Source organism: Paraburkholderia lacunae, assembly GCF_003353175.1.
In the GTDB taxonomy this organism is placed as follows: Bacteria; Pseudomonadota; Gammaproteobacteria; order Burkholderiales; family Burkholderiaceae; genus Paraburkholderia; species Paraburkholderia lacunae.
Map to the genome: position 1 here is coordinate 1 of NZ_QHKS01000036.1, position 20205 is coordinate 20205.

21 protein-coding genes and 2 tRNA genes are annotated in these 20205 nt (G+C 60.2%); 19 read left to right on the top strand and 4 right to left on the bottom strand.

All coding sequences use genetic code 11. The annotated features are described in order from the left end of the window. A partial coding sequence (locus DLM46_RS33795; RefSeq protein WP_133300425.1) for an NAD(P)/FAD-dependent oxidoreductase occupies positions 1 to 426 on the bottom strand: 426 nt, incomplete at its 3' end. A gap of 187 nt (positions 427 to 613) precedes the next feature. Between DLM46_RS33795 and DLM46_RS33800 the strand changes: the two genes are divergently transcribed. Next, positions 614 to 1390 carry an SDR family oxidoreductase gene (locus DLM46_RS33800; RefSeq protein WP_115108325.1) on the top strand — a complete coding sequence of 259 codons (777 nt, stop codon included), beginning with the start codon at positions 614 to 616 and terminating at the stop codon, positions 1388 to 1390. A 188-nt stretch (positions 1391 to 1578) separates the two neighbouring features. Then, positions 1579 to 2010 carry an acyl-CoA thioesterase gene (locus DLM46_RS33805; protein ID WP_115108327.1) on the top strand — a complete coding sequence of 144 codons (432 nt, stop codon included), beginning with the start codon at positions 1579 to 1581 and terminating at the stop codon, positions 2008 to 2010. 67 nt (positions 2011 to 2077) lie between these two features. Here the strand turns inward: DLM46_RS33805 and DLM46_RS33810 are convergent, their stop codons facing one another. Beyond that, positions 2078 to 2623 carry a PAS and helix-turn-helix domain-containing protein gene (locus tag DLM46_RS33810; RefSeq protein WP_115108330.1) on the bottom strand — a complete coding sequence of 182 codons (546 nt, stop codon included), beginning with the start codon at positions 2621 to 2623 and terminating at the stop codon, positions 2078 to 2080. Between the two features lie 311 nt (positions 2624 to 2934). Here DLM46_RS33810 and DLM46_RS33815 point away from each other — a divergent pair, with 311 nt between their 5' ends. The 17 genes from DLM46_RS33815 (at position 2935) to DLM46_RS33895 (ending at position 18636) form a co-directional block, all read left to right on the top strand. Continuing rightward, the gene (locus DLM46_RS33815) at positions 2935 to 3639 is read left to right on the top strand and encodes a CoA transferase subunit A (RefSeq protein WP_115108332.1); all 705 of its coding nucleotides are present in this window, start codon (positions 2935 to 2937) and stop codon (positions 3637 to 3639) included. Positions 3640 to 3641: 2 nt separating this feature from the next. Then, on the top strand, positions 3642 to 4283 hold the full coding sequence (locus tag DLM46_RS33820; protein ID WP_115108334.1) for a CoA transferase subunit B: 642 nt from the start codon (positions 3642 to 3644) through the stop codon (positions 4281 to 4283). Between the two features lie 239 nt (positions 4284 to 4522). Continuing rightward, positions 4523 to 5434: an alpha/beta fold hydrolase gene (locus tag DLM46_RS33825; protein ID WP_115108337.1), complete on the top strand. Its 912-nt coding sequence runs from the start codon at positions 4523 to 4525 to the stop codon at positions 5432 to 5434. A gap of 83 nt (positions 5435 to 5517) precedes the next feature. After that, positions 5518 to 5871, top strand: a complete 354-nt coding sequence (locus DLM46_RS33830; RefSeq protein WP_115108338.1) for a RidA family protein — start codon at positions 5518 to 5520, stop codon at positions 5869 to 5871. Between the two features lie 62 nt (positions 5872 to 5933). Continuing rightward, a complete protein-coding gene (locus tag DLM46_RS33835) occupies positions 5934 to 8180 on the top strand; it encodes a RelA/SpoT family protein (RefSeq protein ID WP_115108341.1) in 2247 nt (748 codons plus the stop codon). A 129-nt stretch (positions 8181 to 8309) separates the two neighbouring features. After that, positions 8310 to 8386: transfer RNA gene (locus DLM46_RS33840), tRNA-Val, on the top strand. A gap of 252 nt (positions 8387 to 8638) precedes the next feature. Beyond that, the gene (thrS, locus tag DLM46_RS33850) at positions 8639 to 10546 is read left to right on the top strand and encodes a threonine--tRNA ligase (RefSeq protein ID WP_115108453.1); all 1908 of its coding nucleotides are present in this window, start codon (positions 8639 to 8641) and stop codon (positions 10544 to 10546) included. A gap of 49 nt (positions 10547 to 10595) precedes the next feature. Continuing rightward, on the top strand, positions 10596 to 11120 hold the full coding sequence (gene infC, locus DLM46_RS33855) for a translation initiation factor IF-3 (RefSeq protein ID WP_115108343.1): 525 nt from the start codon (positions 10596 to 10598) through the stop codon (positions 11118 to 11120). 256 nt (positions 11121 to 11376) lie between these two features. After that, positions 11377 to 11574, top strand: coding sequence for a 50S ribosomal protein L35 (rpmI, locus tag DLM46_RS33860; protein ID WP_006052501.1), 198 nt, complete (start codon positions 11377 to 11379; stop codon positions 11572 to 11574). A 29-nt stretch (positions 11575 to 11603) separates the two neighbouring features. Then, positions 11604 to 11963: a 50S ribosomal protein L20 gene (gene rplT, locus DLM46_RS33865; RefSeq protein WP_006052502.1), complete on the top strand. Its 360-nt coding sequence runs from the start codon at positions 11604 to 11606 to the stop codon at positions 11961 to 11963. Between the two features lie 158 nt (positions 11964 to 12121). Further along, positions 12122 to 13135 (top strand): phenylalanine--tRNA ligase subunit alpha, encoded by a 1014-nt coding sequence (pheS, locus tag DLM46_RS33870; RefSeq protein WP_165848119.1) that lies wholly within the window; start codon positions 12122 to 12124, stop codon positions 13133 to 13135. Positions 13136 to 13274: 139 nt separating this feature from the next. Continuing rightward, entirely contained in the window at positions 13275 to 15710 is a 2436-nt protein-coding gene (gene pheT, locus DLM46_RS33875; RefSeq protein ID WP_115108345.1) for a phenylalanine--tRNA ligase subunit beta, read from the top strand. A 69-nt stretch (positions 15711 to 15779) separates the two neighbouring features. Further along, positions 15780 to 16190: an integration host factor subunit alpha gene (locus DLM46_RS33880; RefSeq protein ID WP_093643287.1), complete on the top strand. Its 411-nt coding sequence runs from the start codon at positions 15780 to 15782 to the stop codon at positions 16188 to 16190. A gap of 46 nt (positions 16191 to 16236) precedes the next feature. Next, entirely contained in the window at positions 16237 to 16644 is a 408-nt protein-coding gene (locus tag DLM46_RS33885) for a MerR family transcriptional regulator (protein WP_115108348.1), read from the top strand. A gap of 63 nt (positions 16645 to 16707) precedes the next feature. Then, positions 16708 to 16784: transfer RNA gene (locus DLM46_RS33890), tRNA-Pro, on the top strand. Between the two features lie 213 nt (positions 16785 to 16997). Continuing rightward, on the top strand, positions 16998 to 17381 hold the full coding sequence (locus DLM46_RS39945) for a hypothetical protein (RefSeq protein ID WP_208866390.1): 384 nt from the start codon (positions 16998 to 17000) through the stop codon (positions 17379 to 17381). Positions 17382 to 17415: 34 nt separating this feature from the next. Beyond that, complete coding sequence (locus DLM46_RS33895) at positions 17416 to 18636, top strand: DUF4435 domain-containing protein (RefSeq protein WP_208866391.1); 1221 nt, start codon at positions 17416 to 17418, stop codon at positions 18634 to 18636. Between the two features lie 533 nt (positions 18637 to 19169). Here DLM46_RS33895 and DLM46_RS33905 read toward each other — a convergent pair. Together DLM46_RS33905 and DLM46_RS33910 are read right to left on the bottom strand one after the other, a co-directional pair. Beyond that, entirely contained in the window at positions 19170 to 19664 is a 495-nt protein-coding gene (locus DLM46_RS33905) for a hypothetical protein (protein WP_115108352.1), read from the bottom strand. Next, positions 19661 to 20026, bottom strand: a complete 366-nt coding sequence (locus DLM46_RS33910; RefSeq protein ID WP_115108354.1) for a tlde1 domain-containing protein — start codon at positions 20024 to 20026, stop codon at positions 19661 to 19663. The genes DLM46_RS33905 and DLM46_RS33910 overlap by 4 nt, the downstream gene beginning before the upstream one ends. Between the last annotated feature and the right edge of the window lie 179 nt (positions 20027 to 20205).

Consider the following 20205-nt stretch of genomic DNA (forward strand, 5'->3'; position numbering starts at 1 on the left):
GACGCCCAGCGCCTCGGCCATTGTCCCAAGCCAGCGCGTGACGTTCGCGAGGCTGATCACGTAGTTGCCGTGATTCTTGAAGTTATCCGGCAGCGCCCAGACCGGCACGCTCTTCGAGCCGGTTTCGGTCAGGAAGAGGAAACGGTCCTCGGTCACCTCGACCGTCAGCGGCGCGCCTTTTTCCTTCCAGTCGGGAATCAGTTCGGTGATCGCGCGCGGATCCATGACCGCGCCCGAGAGGATGTGAGCCCCGATCTCCGAGCCTTTTTCCAGTACGCAGACGCCAATCTCGACGCCTTTTTCAGCCGCCAGCTGCTTCAGGCGGATCGCTGCGGACAGCCCGGCCGGGCCGCCGCCGACGATCACCACGTCGTATTCCATCGACTCGCGCGGACCGTACTGCTCAATGAGACTTGCGGGGGTCATTGATGCTCCTCTTACCGTTAGAATGCTTTTTTCGGGATCGTATTGTGGGCGATCGATTCCTGCACTGCAACCAAATGAACAGAGATTAGCACGATCGTTCTATTTTGTGATGCGGTATTGACCCGTACTGATGGTCTTACCGCACCTGTCAACCGCATCTGCACTACAACCGAACAAGGGAACGACAATGGGCCGTTCGATCAATCTGGAAGGCAAGGTCGCGCTGATTACAGGCGCCTCGAGCGGGTTGGGAAAGCGCTTTGCTCAGGTGTTGTCGCAAGCGGGCGCCAAGGTCGTGCTGGCAAGCCGCCGCACCGAGCGTTTGAAGGAGTTGCGCGCCGAGATCGAGGCGTCCGGCGGCGCGGCGCATGTGGTCTCGCTGGACGTGACGGATTATCAGAGCATCAAGGCAGCGGTCGCTCACGCGGAAACCGAAGCGGGCACGATCGACATTCTGGTGAACAATTCAGGCGTATCGACCACGCAAAAGCTCACGGAGGTCACGCCGGCGGATTTCGAATACGTGTTCGATACCAACACGCGCGGCGCGTTTTTCGTCGCTCAGGAAGTTGCCAAGCGCATGATCATGCGCGGCAACAACGCGCAGAAGCCGTCGTACCGGATCATCAATATCGCGTCGATGGCGGGCTTGCGCGTGCTGCCTCAGATCGGCCTGTACTCGATCAGCAAGGCGGCCGTCGTCCATATGACGAAGGCCATGGCGCTGGAATGGGGCAAGCACGGCATCAACGTGAACGCGATCTGCCCAGGCTATATCGATACCGAGATCAACCATCACCACTGGTCGACCGAACAGGGGCAGAAGCTGGTGTCGATGCTCCCGCGTCATCGCGTCGGCAAGCCGGAGGATCTGGACGGCCTGTTGCTGCTGCTGGCGGCGGACGAGTCGCAGTTCATCAACGGCTCGGTGATCGCCGCCGACGACGGTTTCGGACTGGCCTGAACTCGGCTTGTGCCGCTTTGCGCGCCTTTGTACGGCTCAGCGCCGCCGCGGATCGGCGCACGCCCGAAGATGCGGTTTCATGCGCACGGGTCTTTCCGCACGGCGAGGACCCACGCGATCGTACCTATCCTTGCAGCACCGGCTCACATGCCGGTTTTAACCTCGTTTCAACCCGCAAAAGAAGTGCGATGAGCGATTTTCACGCAGTTTTCGAGATGTCGATGCCGATCCGCTGGGGCGACATGGACGCATTCGGCCACGTGAACAACACGGTCTATTTCCGTTACATGGAGCAGGTGCGGATTTCCTGGTTCGAGCAACTGGGTCTCGCCGGCAGCAACGCTGACGGGCAAGGGCCGGTAATCGTCAATGCGTCGATGGAGTTTCTCAAGCAGCTGCACTATCCCGGCGACGTGATCGGCCGGATGACGGTGGCCACGCCCGGCCGCAGCAGCTTCGACACGGCTTTCGAGCTCGTGCGCGCCGACGACCCCGGCACCGTCTATGCGCGCGGCGCCGCGCGCTGCGTGTGGATCGACTACGCGGCAGGCAAGGCGGTGCCGGTACCCGATCTGTTGCGCGCGACGATCGAGCGCGGCGCGCTGGTCAGAGCGGCTTGATAGCCAAAAATAGCCCGATCCGCCCACCGTCCGGCAGTGTTGCAGGCGGCGCCACGGCGGCCGCGCCTCAGTGCCCGAGCAGACGCTGCAACAGCTCGGTGGCGTTACCCGTATCGTATTTGCGCATCAGCCGTGCGCGGTAGACATCGACCGTGCGCGGGCTGATAGCCAGCGCACGTCCGATCTGTTTGCTGGTTTTGCCGGTCACCAGCTGTGCGGCGATTTCCCTTTCGCGCGGCGTCAACTCGACCGCGACGCGCCGGGTGGCGCTCAGATCCTCGAAGGTCCAGACGCCGACTGCGTGCGGGTCGGCGCGCCGCTGCGCGCGGCCTGTCACATGACACCAGAATAATTCCCCGTTGGCCCGCTTCATGATGCGGTCGTCCGCGTAACTGCCTTGCGCGGTCATGATCGGCGGAATCCGCGCGCCGATCCGCTCGAATTCGTCCTCGGACGGATACAGCACCTGGAACGACTGGCCGAGCAGCGCCTCGCGCGGACAGCCGAATATCGACGCCAACTCGTCGTTGCAGTCTTCGATGATTCGTTCGCGCGACAGCACGAGTCCGATCGGGGCGAGTTGAAACGCGGTTTGGTAATCCAGGGCGGGCATGGTCAGGCGGCAAGTACTTATGTATTTTTGCGTATTGTGCCGTACAGCGCGCCCAGCGTAATCTTTCGGGCACATCACAACGCGGCGAAGCCGTCCGCGGCGGTCATCGGCGCCAATTGTCAGGTCGACCCCGGCCAGGTCACTCCGGGTCAAGTCACCCCCGGTCAGCCCACCCCGGCGGGCAATCCTGGCAATCTGAGCGCACGGCCGGCCGCGGATGACTAGAATGACGTGTCGGGCCAGGGCTCGCCGAACGTCATACCCAGCCGCAACAATCCGGTTTCGGGTTTCCATAAAGGAAGGGACAAACGATGAACAAGGTCTATCCAGGCGCGGCTGAAGCGCTGAAAGACATCGTCAAGGACGGGCAGACGTTTGCCGTCGGCGGCTTCGGGCTGTGCGGCATACCGGAAGCGCTGATTGCGGCACTGCGCGATGCCGGCGTCAAAGGCATCACCTGCATCAGCAACAATGCGGGCGTTGACGGTTTCGGCCTCGGCCTGCTGCTCGAAACGCGGCAGATCAAGAAAATGATCTCGTCGTACGTCGGCGAGAACAAGGAGTTCGAACGCCAGTATCTGGCCGGCGAACTCGAGCTCGAATTCACGCCGCAAGGCACGCTCGCCGAGAAGCTGCGCGCCGGCGGTTCGGGCATTCCGGCGTTCTTCACGAATACCGGCTATGGCACGCTGATCGCCGAGGGCAAGGAAACCCGCCAGTTCGGCGAGAACCACTACGTGCTCGAACATTCCCTGACCGCCGACGTCGCGCTCGTCAAGGCCTGGAAAGCCGACAAGTCGGGCAACCTGATCTATCGCCGCACGGCGCGCAACTTCAACCCGATGTGCGCGATGGCCGGCAGGATTACCGTCGCCGAAGTCGAGGAAATCGTCGAAGTGGGCGAACTCGACCCGGACGCGATCCATACGCCGGGTGTCTTCGTGCAGCGCATCGTGCTCAATGCGCATCCGGAAAAACGCATCGAACAACGCGTCGTTCGCGCGAAAGGAGACTGATCATGGCATGGACTCGTGACGAAATGGCCGCGCGCGCGGCGCGGGAATTGCAGGACGGCTTTTACGTGAACCTCGGCATCGGCCTGCCGACGCTGGTGGCGAACCACGTGCCGCCGGATGTCGAAGTGTGGCTGCAGTCGGAAAACGGCCTGCTCGGCATTGGCCCGTCGCCGACCGAAGACGAAGTGGATGCCGACCTGATCAACGCCGGCAAGCAGACGGTGACCACGCTGCCCGGCTCGTCGATTTTTTCGTCGGCGGATTCGTTCGCGATGATCCGCGGCGGCCACATCAACCTGGCGATTCTCGGGGCAATGCAGATCAGCAAGAAGGGCGATCTGGCGAACTGGATGATCCCGGGCAAGATGATCAAGGGCATGGGCGGCGCGATGGACCTGGTGGCGGGCGTCAAGCGCGTGGTCGTGCTGATGGAGCACGTCGCAAAGGGCGACCAGCACAAGATTCTGGAGGAATGCACGCTGCCTTTGACGGGCGTGGGCGTGGTCGATCAGATCATCACCGACCTCGGCGTGATCGAGGTGACGGACGACGGCCTGAAGGTGACTGAGCTGGCGCCGGGAGTCAGCGTCGAGGAAATCAAGGCGAAGACTGGCGCGCCGCTCGATGTGAGCGCGGTGAGCTGAATGGTGCTGTGAGCGGCCCCGGTCCATGTGACCGGCGCGGCAGGCTTGATCCGAAGCGGGCGAGGCGTGAGTCTCGCCCGCTTTGTTTCATGCGGCGCGTGTTTGTTCCGGGTCGCTCGTCCTAAGCCGTTCGGCCGATCCTTGCCGCGCGGCAAAGCGGTTTACAATCGTTTGCAGCCTGGACGCTCATTCATCCGCTCTGCCTTTGGACCGCGCAGCGCTTTTGCAAGGAATCCCCGATGACCGCAACGTTTGCTTCCGCCGCCGAGCGGCCCGCGCCACGCCAACGTTATGTGCAGTGCGCGAGTCCCGCCGGTTTGCATCGTATTGCCTACACCGAGTGGGGCGATCCGGCCAATCCGCGCGTGCTGGTCTGCGTGCATGGCTTGACGCGCTCGGGGCGCGATTTCGACCGCCTCGCGGCGGAATTCGCCGCCACCTATCGCGTGGTGTGTCCGGATGTGGCGGGGCGGGGCTTGTCATCGTGGCTCGCCAACCCCAACTTCTATGGCGTGCCGCAATACGTTGCCGACACGGTCACGCTGATCGCGCGCCTGAACGTCGAAACGGTGGACTGGTTCGGCACCTCGATGGGCGGCCTGATCGGCCTCGCGCTTGCCGGTCTGCCGGAAACACCGATCGGCAAGATGCTGCTGAACGACGTCGGTCCGCATCTGGAGCCGCAGGCCGTTCAGCGCATCGGTGACTATCTCGGCAAGCCGGTGCGTTTCGAAACGCTGCAGCAAGGCATCGACTACGCCGCGTTGCTCGCGCAGACCTTCGGCCCGCTCACGCCGGACGAATGGCGTGAGATCAACACGCCGCTTTTGCGCGAGCAGGACGGCGGCTGGCAATTCCGCTACGACCCGCGTATCGCGCAGCCGTTTGCCGCAACCAACGAAGAGGCGACGAAACTCGGCGAGGCCGCGCTATGGCATTCGCTGGCGACATTCCAAGGGCCGGTGCTGGTGGTGCGCGGCGAGCAATCGGATCTCCTGTCGCGTGAAACCGTGGCGAAGATGGTCGAGACCGGGCGCGCGGCATCGAGCGTGGAAATCGCCGGCGTCGGGCATGCGCCGGCGTTTCTGTCGGCCGATCAGATCGGCATCGCGAGGCAGTTCTTTATCGGCCCGGCCGCTAACGCGTCATAATATGCAGTTGCGTGCCGCGTCCTCGACGGCGCGCAATGTGGAACGCATCTTCGATCAACGCTCAATCAACCTCAGGATTCTTCATGGCAGTCATTCGTCACCACGTCGGCAAGCGCCTCTCGGAAATCGCCGTGCACAACGGCACCGTGTACCTCGCCGGCCAGATCGCCGAAGACGCGGATCAGGACATCACGGGTCAGACGCGCGAAGTGCTCGGCCACATCGACCGTCTGCTGGCTGAAGTGAACAGCGACAAAGCGCACTTGCTGTCGGTGCAGATCTTCATTTCGGACATGGCGCACTTCGCCGGCATGAACGCCGTGTGGGACGAATGGGTCGCACAAGGCGCCACGCCGCCGCGCGCCACCGTCGAAGCCAAGCTCGCGAACCCGAAGTGCCTCGTCGAAGTGGTCGTGGTCGCTGCGCAGCGCAGCTAAGCCGTTGTTGTTTCTGTTGTTGAAATTCCGTTGATCCGTCCCGCCTCGCGGCACGCCGCACCATGACTACCGAAACATCTGTTCCACCCGCGCCAACGCCTCTTCCTTCCTTCGACGAAGCGATGGCGTTCGTGCGCGAACATGCGGGCGAGGTGCGACTGTCCTCGGGCGAGTTGCTGGCGGATCATGCGGCGGGAACGGCGTCGATCATGCGCACGCTCAACGTCGATCCGCCGGCGGTGCTGGCGGCGGCGCTGTTCGCGCTGACGCCGCATCTGCAAGAACCGGAGCGCGTGATCGCCGACAACTTCGGCGAAGAGGTTGCGCAACTTGTCGGCGACGTGCGCAAGTTGCTGCGCCTCGGCACAGTGAGCTTGCGCGCCGCGCAGAATGCCATTCCCGAAGCCGGGCGTGACGCGCAAGCGGCGCGCCGCCAGCAGGTCGAGGCGCTGCGCAAGATGCTGCTCGCGTTCGCGCAAGACATTCGCGTGGTGCTGATCCGGCTCGCGTCGCGGCTGCAATCGCTGCGTTATTACGCGGCGGCGAAAGTGACGCCGTCGCCGGACGTGGCACGCGAGACGCTCGATATTTATGCGCCGCTCGCCAATCGTCTCGGTATCTGGCAACTGAAGTGGGAGCTCGAAGACCTCGCGTTCCGCTTCGAAGAACCTGCCACCTACAAGCGTATCGCCAAGCTGCTCGACGAGAAGCGTGTCGAGCGCGAAAGCTATGTTGCGCAGGCAATCGAGCGCTTGCAGCAGGAGCTGGCTGCCGCGCATATTCGCGCGGAAGTGAGCGGCCGGCCAAAACATATCTACAGCATCTGGCGCAAGATGCGCGGCAAGGAGCTGGACTTCGCCGAGCTGTACGACGTGCGTGCGTTTCGCGTGATCGTGCCGGACATCAAGGATTGCTACACCGTGCTCGGCATCGTGCACAACCTGTGGCAGCCGGTGCCGAAAGAATTCGATGACTACATCTCGCGGCCCAAGCCGAACGGCTATAAATCCTTGCACACGGTCGTGATCGGCGACGACGGCCGCGCGTTCGAAGTGCAGATCCGCACGCATGAAATGCATCAGTTCGCCGAGTACGGCGTGGCGGCGCACTGGCGCTACAAGGAAGCGGGCACGCGCGGCTACGGCGGCCAGTTCAGCGCCAATGAGAAGTACGACGAGAAGATTGCATGGCTGCGTCAGCTGCTCGCGTGGAAAGACGAAGTATCCGAAGGCGAGCACGGCGAGAAGCGCGCCGCGCAGCCGTGGGAGCAACTGCGCCAGGCCACGCTCGACGACGACCACATCTACGTGCTCACGCCGCAGGCGCGCGTGATTCCGTTGCCGCACGGCGCCACGCCAGTGGACTTCGCGTATCACCTGCATAGCGAACTCGGGCATCGTTGCCGAGGCGCGCGTGTCGACGGCACGATGGTGCCGCTCAATACGCCGTTGCAAAACGGTCAGACGGTCGAGATCGTCGCGGTGAAAGAGGGTGGTCCTTCGCGCGACTGGCTCAACCCGCAGCTGGGTTATCTGCAGAGTCCGCGGGCACGGCAGAAAGTGCGCGCGTGGTTCAATGCGGTCGAAGTGCAGGAGCACATCGCGAGCGGCCGGGCGATGGTCGAAAAAACCTTGCAGCGCGAGGGCAAGACATCGGTCAATCTCGATCAGCTTGCCGCGAAACTGGGCTTCAAGACCACCGACGATCTTTTCTCTGTGGTCGGCAAGGAAGAGTTCAGTCTGCGGCTCGTCGAGCAGGCGCTGCACGATGCGCCGCCGCCCGAGCCTGTTGTCGAAGCGCCGGAGCAGTTCGAGAAGCGCAGCAGCGGCGCGAGCGTCGCGCGCGGGGCTTCCACGGGCGTGCTGGTGGTCGGCGTCGACGCCTTGCTGACGCAATTGGCGCGCTGCTGCCGGCCTGCACCGCCCGATGAGATCAGCGGCTTTGTCACGCGTGGCAAGGGCATGTCGATTCATCGCAGCGATTGCCCGACTTTCCTGCGCATGGCTGAACGTGCGCCGGAGCGCGTGCTGCAAACCGCGTGGTCCGCGGACGTGATGAGCGGCCGCGGCCAGTCCGTCTATCCCGTCGACCTCAGCATCGAAGCAACGGATCGGCAAGGTCTGCTGCGCGATATCTCCGAAGTGTTCGCGCGCGAAAAGATGAACGTGATCGGCGTGAAGACGCAGACGCGTCGCAATGCCGCGTTCATGCAGTTCACTGTCGAGGTGTCGAGTGCCGCGCAGATTCAGCGCGCGTGCACGCTGCTCGGCGAAGTGACGGGCGTGATGCGCGCTTCGCGCAAGAATTGACGCGCGGGGGAGGCGGGCGGATGTGAGCAGGCATTCGCCGGCACGCTTGAGCGTGCGAGTAGAAATTTAAAGTCGATGCATAAAAGTACTTGCCAAGCGGTGTGGGGCTCCATATAATCTCGTTTCTTCAGGCTCGTAGCTCAGCTGGTTAGAGCACCACCTTGACATGGTGGGGGTCGTTGGTTCGAGTCCAATCGAGCCTACCAACGAAAGAGAAATTCCGGTTGTTCCGGGGTTTCGCAAGCTGCAGTAAGCGCCTCGGCGCAAAAAAGGCGAATACGGTTATGACACCGCGAACGTTGACCGAAACCACTTCGGAGCGACGCTAGTCGAGGACCAAGTTCGCCAATGTAGTTTGCAGAAAATGTGAATGCGGCCCCTCGAAAGCGGGGCCGCATTTTTTTTGGCTTATTTGATGGTTGTATGTGCCGCCGCCGGTCGGCACCACGGAGAACACAATGGTTTCGATACGTCTGCCTGACGGTTCTGTTCGACAGTACGAGCATCCGGTGACCGTCGCCGAAGTGGCCGCGTCGATCGGCCCCGGCCTCGCGAAAGCCGCGCTTGGCGGCAAGATCGACGGAGAGCTCGTCGATACGTCGACGCTGATCGATCGCGACGTGGCGCTCGCCATCGTCACCGAAAAAGATGCAGACGGTCTCGACATCATTCGTCACTCTACGGCGCACTTGCTCGCGTACGCGGTGAAGGATCTGTACCCGGAAGCGCAGGTTACGATCGGTCCCGTGATCGACAACGGCTTTTACTACGACTTCGCGTACAGCCGTCCCTTCACGCCGGAAGATCTGGAGAAGATCGAGAAGCGCATGCAGGAACTCGCGAAGAAAGACGAGCCGGTCTCGCGTCGTGTAGTGTCGCGCGGCGAAGCGGTGGACTACTTCAAGAGCATCGGCGAGAAGTACAAGGCCGAGATCATCGAATCGATCCCCGCCATGGACGAAATCAAGCTGTACTCGCATGGCGGCTTCACCGATCTGTGCCGCGGCCCGCACGTGCCGTCCACCGGCAAGCTGAAGGTCTTCAAACTGATGAAGGTGGCAGGCGCCTACTGGCGTGGCGATTCGAAGAACGAACAGCTGCAGCGCATCTACGGTACGGCCTGGACGAAGAAGGAAGACCAGGAAGCGTATCTGCACATGCTTGAAGAAGCGGAGAAGCGCGATCACCGCAAGCTCGGCAAGCAACTCGACCTGTTCCACATGCAGGACGAGTCGCCGGGCATGGTGTTCTGGCACCCGCGCGGCTGGACGCTGTGGCAGCAGGTCGAGCAGTACATGCGCCGCCGCGTGAACGATGCGGGCTACCTCGAAATCAAGACGCCGATGATCATGGACCGCTCGCTGTGGGAGGCGTCGGGTCATTGGCAGAACTATCGTGAAAACATGTTCACGACGGAATCGGAAAAGCGCGACTACGCGATCAAGCCGATGAACTGTCCGGGGCATGTGCAGGTGTTCAATCACGGTCTGCGCTCGTATCGCGATCTGCCGCTGCGTTACGCGGAATTCGGCTCGTGCCATCGCAATGAATCGTCGGGCGCGCTGCATGGCCTGATGCGCGTGCGCGGCTTCGTGCAGGACGACGCACACATTTTCTGTACCGAAGACCAGTTCATCAGCGAATCGATCGCGTTCAACACGCTTGCGATGAGCGTTTACAAGGACTTCGGCTTCGACGACATCGACATCAAGCTGTCTCTGCGCCCGGATGCGCGCGCCGGCACGGACGAAACGTGGGATCGTGCGGAGCAGGGTCTGCGCGAAGCGCTGACCGCCTGCGGCGTGATCTGGGAAGAGTTGCAGGGCGAAGGCGCGTTCTACGGTCCGAAGGTCGAGTACCACATCAAGGACGCGCTGGGCCGTTCCTGGCAATGCGGCACGTTGCAGCTCGATATGGTGCTGCCGGAGCGTCTGGGCGCCGAATACGTGGCTGAAGACAACGGCCGCCGGCGGCCGATCATGCTGCACCGGGCAATCGTCGGATCAATGGAGCGTTTTCTCGGTATTCTGATTGAGCACCATGCTGGTGCAATGCCTTCATGGCTCGCGCCGATGCAGGTTGTGGTGATGAATATCGCGGAAAGTCAGGCCGAATATGCACAGTCTCTAGCTCAATCGTTGCAAAAACAAGGGGTTAGAGTGGAGGCTGATTTGCGCAACGAGAAGATTAGCTATAAAATACGCGAGCACACGCTGGAAAAGGTGCCGTATCTCCTTGTGGTCGGCGACAAAGAGCGTGATGCCCAAACGGTAGCCGTGCGTGCCCGTGGTGGTGTCGATCTGGGCGTGATGCCTGTCGACGCCTTCATTGAGCGTCTGCGTCAGGACGTGCAGTCGTTCAACTGAGCCACTTGGCAGCGCGGCTCGTTTTTTTAATTTTTAGAGGAAACGTAACATCGCTACTGATAAGTCTGCGCACCGCATCAACGGTGAAATTACTGCACCCGAGGTGCGTCTGGTCGGAGTCGAGAACGAACCGCTCGGCATCGTGAAACTTGCTGATGCATTCCGTTTGTCTGAGCAGCAGGACGTGGATCTCGTAGAAATCGCTCCGCAGGCGGTCCCGCCGGTTTGCCGTTTGATGGACTACGGCAAGTTCAAGTACCAGGAAGCGAAGAAGCAGCACGAGGCCAAGCTCAAGCAGAAGGTCATCCAGGTGAAGGAAGTCAAATTCCGCCCGGGTACCGATGACGGCGATTACAACGTCAAGCTGCGCAACCTCGTCCGCTTCCTGGAAGACGGCGACAAGACGAAAATCACGTTGCGTTTCCGTGGCCGCGAAATGGCTCACCAGGAAATCGGTATGCGCATGCTCGAGCGCCTGCGCACGGACCTGGACGAAGTCGGTCAGGTCGAACAGATGCCGAAAATGGAAGGGCGCCAGATGATCATGGTGCTCGCTCCGAAGAAAAAGAAGTAAGTGGCTGCGCGCCATGTGGCGCGCGCTTCAGTTGTGCAAGATTCGTTGTACAGGATTCACACGATGTTGCGCCGGGTGTCCGGTCCAGCATCGGCAGGTTTCGGAGCGGCGCTTATGCAAATGGGCATCGTTCCTGAAAAGCGGCCGTCGGCGGTATCGGCGGTCTGCATACCAAGTGGAGTGGGTTTCGAAGGGCGGGTTGTGGCCATCAGGCCGACCGCACACCCATATCCATCTAATAATGGAGTTGTTCGTCATGCCTAAGATGAAGACCAAGAAGAGTGCTGCAAAGCGCTTCGTGGTGCGTCCGGGTGGTACCGTCAAGCGCGGTCAAGCCTTCAAGCGCCACATTCTTACCAAGAAGACCACCAAGAACAAACGCCATCTGCGCGGTTCGACGGCAGTTCATGATTCCGATCTGAACTCCGTACGCGCAATGCTGCCGTTCGCTTAACCCTTAACTGAAACTCATAGGAGCGAAACATGCCTCGAGTAAAACGTGGGGTTACCGCACGGGCCCGTCACAAGAAAATCATCAAGCTGGCCAAGGGTTACCGCGGCCGTCGCAATAACGTCTATCGCATCGCCAAGCAGGCGGTCATGCGCGCAGGCCAATACGCCTACCGCGATCGCCGCAACAAGAAGCGTGTGTTCCGTGCATTGTGGATCACGCGTATCAACGCGGCGGTGCGTCAGCACGACATGACGTACAGCGTGTTCATCAACGGCCTGAAGAAGGCTTCGATCGAACTCGACCGCAAGGTGCTGGCCGACATGGCTGTGTTCGACAAGGCCGCTTTTGCTGCGATCGTTCAGCAGGTGAAAGCCGCCGTTGCAGCCTGATTGCGCATTTGGCAACTAGTACTGCGTGGTTCGTTGCAGCGAACATCCGGTAGTCTCGGTGACGCTGCAGCAATAACGGGGCTCCTCACCGAGCCCCGTTTTTGTTGGTAGAACCAGTTTTGCTTCGATTGAACACTGACGTTGAAATGATGGGATCAATGGATCTGGACCAGATTGTCGCCGACGCGCAAAAAGCCTTCGCAGAAGCCTCCGACGTCACCACCCTCGAGAACGAGAAAGCACGCTTTCTCGGCAAATCGGGTGCGCTGACCGAGCTGTTGAAGGGCCTTGGCAAACTCGATCCCGAAACGCGCAAGACCGAAGGCGCACGGATCAACCTCGTCAAGCAACAAGTGGAAGCCGCGTTGACGGCCCGCCGTCAGGCGCTGGCCGACGCGTTGCTGAACCAGCGCCTCGCCGCTGAAGCGATCGACGTCACGCTGCCCGGCCGCGGCGCCGGTGCAGGCAGCCTGCACCCGGTGATGCGTACATGGGAGCGCGTCGAACAGATTTTCCGTACGATCGGATTCGACGTGGCCGACGGCCCCGAGATCGAAACCGACTGGTACAACTTCACCTCGCTGAACAGCCCGGAAAATCATCCGGCGCGTTCGATGCAGGACACTTTCTACGTCGACGGCAAAGATGCCGACGGCCGCCAGCTGCTGCTGCGCACGCATACCAGCCCGATGCAGGTGCGCTATGCGCGTACCAACACGCCGCCGATCAAGGTGATCGTGCCGGGCCGCACGTATCGTGTGGACAGCGATGCGACCCATTCGCCGATGTTCAACCAGGTTGAAGGCCTGTGGATCGACGAGAACATCAGCTTCGCGGATCTGAAGGGCGTCTATACCGATTTCCTCAAGAAATTCTTCGAGCGCGACGATATTCAGGTGCGCTTCCGTCCGTCGTACTTTCCGTTTACCGAACCGTCGGCCGAGATCGACATGCTGTTCGAAACGGGCAAGAACGCCGGCAAGTGGCTCGAAATTTCGGGTTCCGGGCAGGTTCACCCCACGGTGATCCGCAACATGGGCCTCGACCCCGAGCGCTACATCGGCTTTGCCTTCGGCAGCGGTCTCGAACGGCTCACGATGTTGCGTTACGGCGTGCAAGACCTGCGCCTGTTCTTCGAAAACGACCTGCGGTTCCTGCGTCAATTCGCGTGAACCGGCGCGTACGAACGCGACAAGCATAGAGCGCGGCGCTGTACGCAGTGCCGCCAGCAGCGTCCCCGGCAGTGCCTGGCGAATCAAGAGTATCAAGCACCGCCGGACGTGGACCTAACCTGAGAACGTACACAGAACCATGCAATTCCCGGAATCCTGGCTGAGAACCTTTGTCGACCCGCAACTGACGACCGATGAACTGTCGCACGCGTTGACGATGGCGGGTCTCGAAGTCGAAGACCTGCGGCCGGCCGCGCCGCCGACCTCGAAGATCGTCGTGGGCCAGGTGCTGGAAGTCGTCAAGCACCCGGACGCGGACAAGCTCAATGTGTGTCAGGTCGACGCCGGCACGGGCGCGGCGCTGAACATCGTATGCGGGGCGCCGAACGTCGCGCCGGGCATCAAGGTACCGGTTGCGCTGGTCGGCGCGCAACTACCGCCGGCCGAAGAGGGCGGCGCGCCGTTCGCGATCAAGCTCTCGAAGCTGCGCGGCGTGGAAAGCCAGGGGATGCTGTGCTCGGCGCGCGAACTGAAGCTGTCGGAAGATCATAGCGGGCTGATGATCCTCCCGGAAGATACGCCGATCGGCCAGGACATCCGCGAGACGCTCAATCTCGACGACACGATTTTCGAAATCAAGCTGACGCCGAACAAGGCGGACTGCCTGTCGGTGTTCGGCGTGGCGCGTGAAACCTCGGCGATCACGGGCGCTTCGCTGCGTCCACTCGAAATCAAGCCGGCGCCCGTCAAGCTCGACGAAACGTTGCCCGTCAAAATCTCGGCGCCCGATCTGTGCGGCCGTTTTTCGGGCCGCGTGATTCGCGGCGTGAACGCGCGCGCGAAGTCGCCGCAATGGATGGTTCAGCGTCTGGAGCGTTCGGGTCAGCGCAGCATTTCCGCGCTCGTCGATATCTCGAACTATGTGATGCTCGAACTCGGCCGCCCGTCGCACGTGTTCGATCTCGACAAGATCCACGGCGGCATGGACGTGCGCTGGGGCCGCAAAGGCGAAACGCTCAAGCTGCTGAACGGCAACACCGTCGAACTCGATGAAACCGTCGGGGTGATCGCGGACGAGCAGCACATCGAGAGCCTTGCGGGCATCATGGGCGGCGACAGCACCGCCGTCACGCTCGACACCACCAACATCTATCTCGAAGCCGCGTTCTGGTGGCCCGACAGCATTCGTGGCCGTTCGCGCAAGTACAACTTCTCGACCGATGCAGGGCATCGCTTCGAGCGCGGCGTCGACTATGCGACCACCGTCGAGCATATCGAGCGCATCACGCAACTGATCCTCGATATCTGCGGCGGCGAAGCCGGCCCGGTCGACGATCAAACTGTCAATGTGCCGCAACGCGCGCCGGTGAAGATGCGTGTCGCGCGTGCGAACCGCATCATCGGCATTCGGATCGATGCGGACGAAATCGCGCAGATCTTCACGCGCCTCGGCCTCACGTTCGAACGCGATGGCGATACGTTCTCGGTGATGCCACCGTCGTACCGCTTCGACATCGAAATCGAAGAAGACCTGATCGAGGAAGTCGCGCGCATCTACGGCTTCGAAAAGATTCCGGCGCGCCCGCCCGTTGCGACCAGCGAAATGCGCGCGACCAACGAAACCCAGCGCTCGATCCACGTGATTCGTCACACGCTCGCTGCGCGTGATTACGCGGAAACGGTCAATTTCAGTTTCGTCGATGCCGAGTGGGAGCAGGACTTCGCGGGCAATGACAAGCCTGTACGTCTGCTGAATCCGATCGCGAGTCAGTATTCGGTGATGCGCACCACGTTGTTCGGCAGTCTGCTCGACGTGCTGCGCATGAATCTGAACCGCCGCGCGGCCGATCGCGTGCGCGTGTTCGAAGCCGGTCGCGTCTTCCTGAATGATCCGTCGATCAAGGCGGGCGAACTGACGGTCGAAGGTTTCGCGCAGCCGAAGATGATCGGAGCGCTCGCCTATGGTCCCGCGCTCGACGAGCAGTGGGGCGCGCAAACCCGCACGGTCGACTACTTCGATGTGAAGGGCGATCTGGAAGCGCTGCTGGCGCCGGCGGTGGCGCGTTTCGTGAAGGCGGAGCATCCGGCGCTGCATCCGGGCCGCAGCGGGCGCATTGAGCTGGATGGGCGCGTGGTCGGCTGGATTGGCGAATTGCATCCTCGCTGGATGCAGAAATATGATTTGCCGCATGCGCCGATTCTTTTTGAAATCGAAGCGGAAGCATTAATGCAGCGGGTATTGCCGACACCGACGGAAGTGTCTAAATTCCCGCCGGTGCGCCGCGATATTGCTGTGGTCGTCGATCAGAAAATCGAGGTTCAGGCGCTGTTGGACGAGCTGCAAAAAGCCCAGTCCGAGGAGGCCTGCAAGACTGTTCAGAGGGTTGCGCTTTTTGACGAATTCCGTCCAAAATCAAACACTTCCGGTGGTCTGGCTGCGCATGAGAAAAGCCTTGCGTTCCGTGTGACCTTGCAAGATACTGGCGGAACCCTTCAGGATGAAACGGTCGATTTGGCCATTCAAACTCTGGTGGAACGTCTGGCTCGAGTATATGGCGCACGGTTGCGTGGATAACCCGCATTTAACACTTGCACGGCATTTTTTCGCAACCTTCGTTTCTGCTTGGCGCGCCATTTGATAGATATGAATGAAATGAACTCGAGTGATTTCGAAGCCCTTCTTACGGCGCAACGCAGCGCCATGATTCGCGATATTCCGACATCACCCGCCGCCGTTTCCAGCGAAACGCCGACGCTCACCAAGGCGGAACTTGCCGAGTTGTTGTTCGACAATGTCGGACTCAACAAGCGGGAAGCCAAAGACATGGTCGAAGCGTTCTTCGAGGTGATCCGCGATGCGCTGGAGAGTGGCGATAGCGTGAAGCTGTCGGGGTTCGGCAACTTTCAGTTGCGCGACAAACCCCAGCGTCCCGGCAGAAATCCGAAGACCGGCGAGGCGATTCCAATCGCCGCGCGCCGCGTCGTGACGTTCCATGCAAGTCAAAAGCTGAAAGCGCTGGTCGAGAACGGCGCTGAAGCGAGCTTCGCGCGCTGATCGATCGGCGCGCTCCTGCGCAACCCACCACGACGGCTAACTGACGATGACAGCGACGATCGAAAAAGTCGTCTTGCCTCCGATTCCGGCGAAGCGCTACTTCACGATTGGTGAGGTCAGCGAACTGTGCGGTGTGAAACCGCATGTGCTGCGCTATTGGGAACAGGAGTTCACGCAGTTGAGGCCGGTCAAGCGGCGCGGCAATCGCCGCTATTACCAGCACCACGAGGTGCTGTTGATCCGGCGGATTCGTGAGTTGCTGTATGAGCAGGGCTTCACGATCAACGGAGCACGCAATCGGCTTGAATCACCCGGCGGGGGGGCGCATGGCGAATCGGCTGAGGCGATCGAGGAAGGCGAGGGCGTAGCGGCGCCGGCAGCATCAACGGCCGCGGTCGATGTCGACCAGTTACGCAAAGAGTTGCTGCAGGTGATCGATTTGTTGAGCCACTAGTTCGCTTTGTTAGCGCGAAGCGGTTCTAATCGAATGAAGTGTCTGTTATAATTTTGTGCTGTTCGGGGCGTAGCGCAGCCTGGTAGCGTACCTGCATGGGGTGCAGGTGGTCGGAGGTTCAAATCCTCTCGCCCCGACCAAAGAAATCAAGGCCTTACAAGCAATGCTTGTAAGGCCTTTTTCTTTTTTCAGTTGCCGTGCCCGAACTGTGCCTGAAAACGATTTTTTCCCTGCATCATCCAGGTGTAACTGAAGTTTCTCAAATCTCGTCTCAAGTCTTTGGTGCCACGTGAGCCTTTATACCCGCGGGGCTATCGTTGTGCGGATTTGTTCATACATTCCCGATCACGGTTATGAGCCACCTTCTCACATTCCCAGCACCACATTTCGCCGTCCATAACTCGCACGCGCCCGCCGAAGCTTGTGCTCAGATCGAAGTTGAGCAGAGCATTGTGCTTGTCGGGGCGAACGGCTCAGGAAAGACTCGGCTTGGCACTTGGCTGGACCTCTACTCCCCGCAGCGCATGACGACGTTTCGCATTTCGGCACAGAAGTCACTTGTGATGCCGGACAATTCCGTGATCATCTCTACTTCGAGGGCCGAGTCAGACCTCTTGTACGGCTACAGTGATATAGAGGAAGTGCAGCAAGAGACTCACAAAATGGTCACGCGCTGGGGCGGCAAAGGCGCTATCTATCCACTCGCCGACTTCGGCAAGTTGCTCAACTTTTTCTAGCAGTTCAGAGGAAGCAACGAGATACGTTGAAGCCGTGCGAATCCATCAAGGCTATCTACCGCCTCCAGACACGAAGCTCCTGAAGCTGAAGCGCACATGGGAAGCTATCTATCCGCATCGTAAATTGGACGTGGGCGCTGCCGAGCTGCACGCGACGACTGCGGATGACGACACACGTTACTCTGCGTCCCAGATGAGCGATGGAGAGCGGGTTGCTCTCTATCTAATCGGGCAGTGTCTTGCCGCTCCAAAGGACGGAATTATCGTCGTCGACGAACCTGAACTTCACCTCCACAAGTCCGTCCAAGCGCCACTTTGGGCGGCGGTGGAGAAGCTTCGCGAAGATTGCGCGTTCGTCTATATCACCCATGACGTCGATTTTGCGGCGTCCCAAGTTTCCGCGACAAAGGTATGGCTCAAGTCGTTCAATGGTAACGCGTGGGACTGGGAAGTCCTCGAACCTTCGGCAGCTTTGCCAGAGGATTTGGTTATAGAGGTGCTTGGAAGTCGCAAACCTGTCGCGTTTGTCGAGGGTGAGAACGGTAGTTTCGACGTGGCACTTTACCGAGCCATGCTGCCGGGCTATTTGGTTATGCCTCGCGGTAGTTGCTCTAGTGTTATCGAGGGTGTCCGAGCGCTTCGTTCTCACCCGCAGTTCCATCATCTCGAAGTTGTTGGGATTGTCGATCGCGATCGGCGCGGCGATGTGGAGATTGCGTCACTTGAAAAGAGTGGGGTCTTCGTGCTCGACGTTGCCGAAGTCGAAAACCTTTTTTGCGTGCCGGAAATCTTGGCGCTCTGTAGCGAGCGCTTAGCCCGCGACGCTCAAGTTGATTTGGCCGCTGCGTCGAAGGTTGTTTTTGACAGACTCGGCTCAGAATTTGAAGGCCAAGTTTCGATGCGTGTTTCTGCAGAAGTAAAGTTTCGGCTGAACCTATTCAACGACAAGGCCAAAGGCGAAGCTGCTATCGCCCAGTCGTTGACTGATTTGGTATCCGGGATCGATGTTTCCTCGCTCTATAAGGAGAGCGAGGCGACCTTCGCAACTGCAACGGGGCAGGAGGACTATCGAGCCGTGCTCCGTTACTACAACCGAAAGTCACTGGCGTCGCAGATCGGGGCAGTATTCGGCCTTGGTAACAAGGAATTGCCCCAACTGGTAATGCGCCTCGTCGCTGGCTCAGACGTGAAGCGGATTCGAGCGGCGTTGACGCCGTACTTTGGCGCGTTCGCGGATCGCATCGCAGCAGAGTGATGGTGAGTGTCCCGATACTTCCGGCGTCGGGGCCAGCGCGAACGAGAGCCGAATCAGTGTGATTTACCCGTCACAGCACCCCTCGGCAAACAGGGCCAACCGGGGGACGCCCGAGTTATCGCAGTTTGCCCGCTGCGACGCCCCTTGGAGCAGAGGGTATGCCGGGGTGAATCGTTCCTCTGCGTTTATCGCTTCAAGTCCATGGCGCAGAATGCCGGCAGTCGCTTGGCTCAACGACAGGCGTACGCCGGTTTGATCCTGAATGCGCTTCCTGTAATGCTCGATATGCGTCATCAGTTCGCCGTCAGCGTTGACGGTGAACGCGGAGCTTCAACAGAAACTGCTTCCTTTGACATTTGACACAGACCGGCTGCTGATCATGCCCGCCAAGGGGCCGGCCGCAGGGTGGCTTCCACAACCCGCGTGGGACTGGATTAACGCTAACGTCCCAAAAGAGTGGTGACGCATTGGGGGACGGCGTTGCGCCGTCCCAATGCGATCAATTGCACAGCCACCGAGGCGGCGCATTCAGTTTACGGCTTTGCCAGTTCGGCCAGACAAGCCTTTTTAACGTCCTGCAACGAAGGGTCGCGGACTTTGCTTAGAGCCACTTTGGCGCGCTTGATGTACGCGGGAATATCTTTAACAGTGTCTTCGATGAAGGGCGCGGAGCAAACGCGACTGACGCCCAGCACCGGCCCGTTGTCGGGGTCGATGGCCTGCAGAACCGCCTTGGGATTTTTGGGAAGCGCGTAGGCCAATCCAATTCCTAGGTCTTCCGAATTTCCGCCGTCCGTCCCTGCTGCCAGCTTGGGTACAAGTGCGACCCATGCAGCGTTACCGGAGTCGATATGGGTGAGCACGCTGTCCCATTCTGACTCTGACATGCTGCTTACCGTCGCCTTTGCGCCTTTATCGTCAAGTTGTCTGGCCAAAACGGAAGGGACTGATTGTGCTGTGCCTGCAATTGCTGTCGAGCAGACGCAGGCCAAGGCGAATACGAATGTGAAACCGAATGCGCGCTTCATTGAATGACCTCTAGCCGACGATCACCGCTCGCCCATATGCGATGACGAGTTTGAGCGCCCATGATAACGCAGCCCTCAGACGCTGTACCCGGGTGGTGCAGGCTATCGCCGTGAATCCTGAAAGCACTTCGCCCAAATGTATTGGTGCCAGCAGTCGGCGTTAGATTGAGTGTGTAGGTTCCCGTGTGAGGAGAGGTATGGGGCTCGCCAATCTGATAATTCCCGCGTGGGATTGGCCCGATGTTCGGAACCGTCTGCATGGCTGGATTGTTTTTGCCTGTCGCAGCGCCGGAGTAACCGCGTTCAACGAATTCACCATTAAACGAAAGGTTTCCCGTGCTTTGCTGATATGACCACGGCATAAGCGTTCCTTGTCTGACTGTAGAAGCCGTTATCTCATTAAAGCGAGAAACGTAGGAGCGCAAATTATCAGATAAATCAACGGGCAATATAAAGCGCTTTGCCGTTCTATATGCTGATTACATTGAATCGCGATAACCGCCGCCAACCTGCTTGATTGCCTTCCCAAACTGACGCTGCA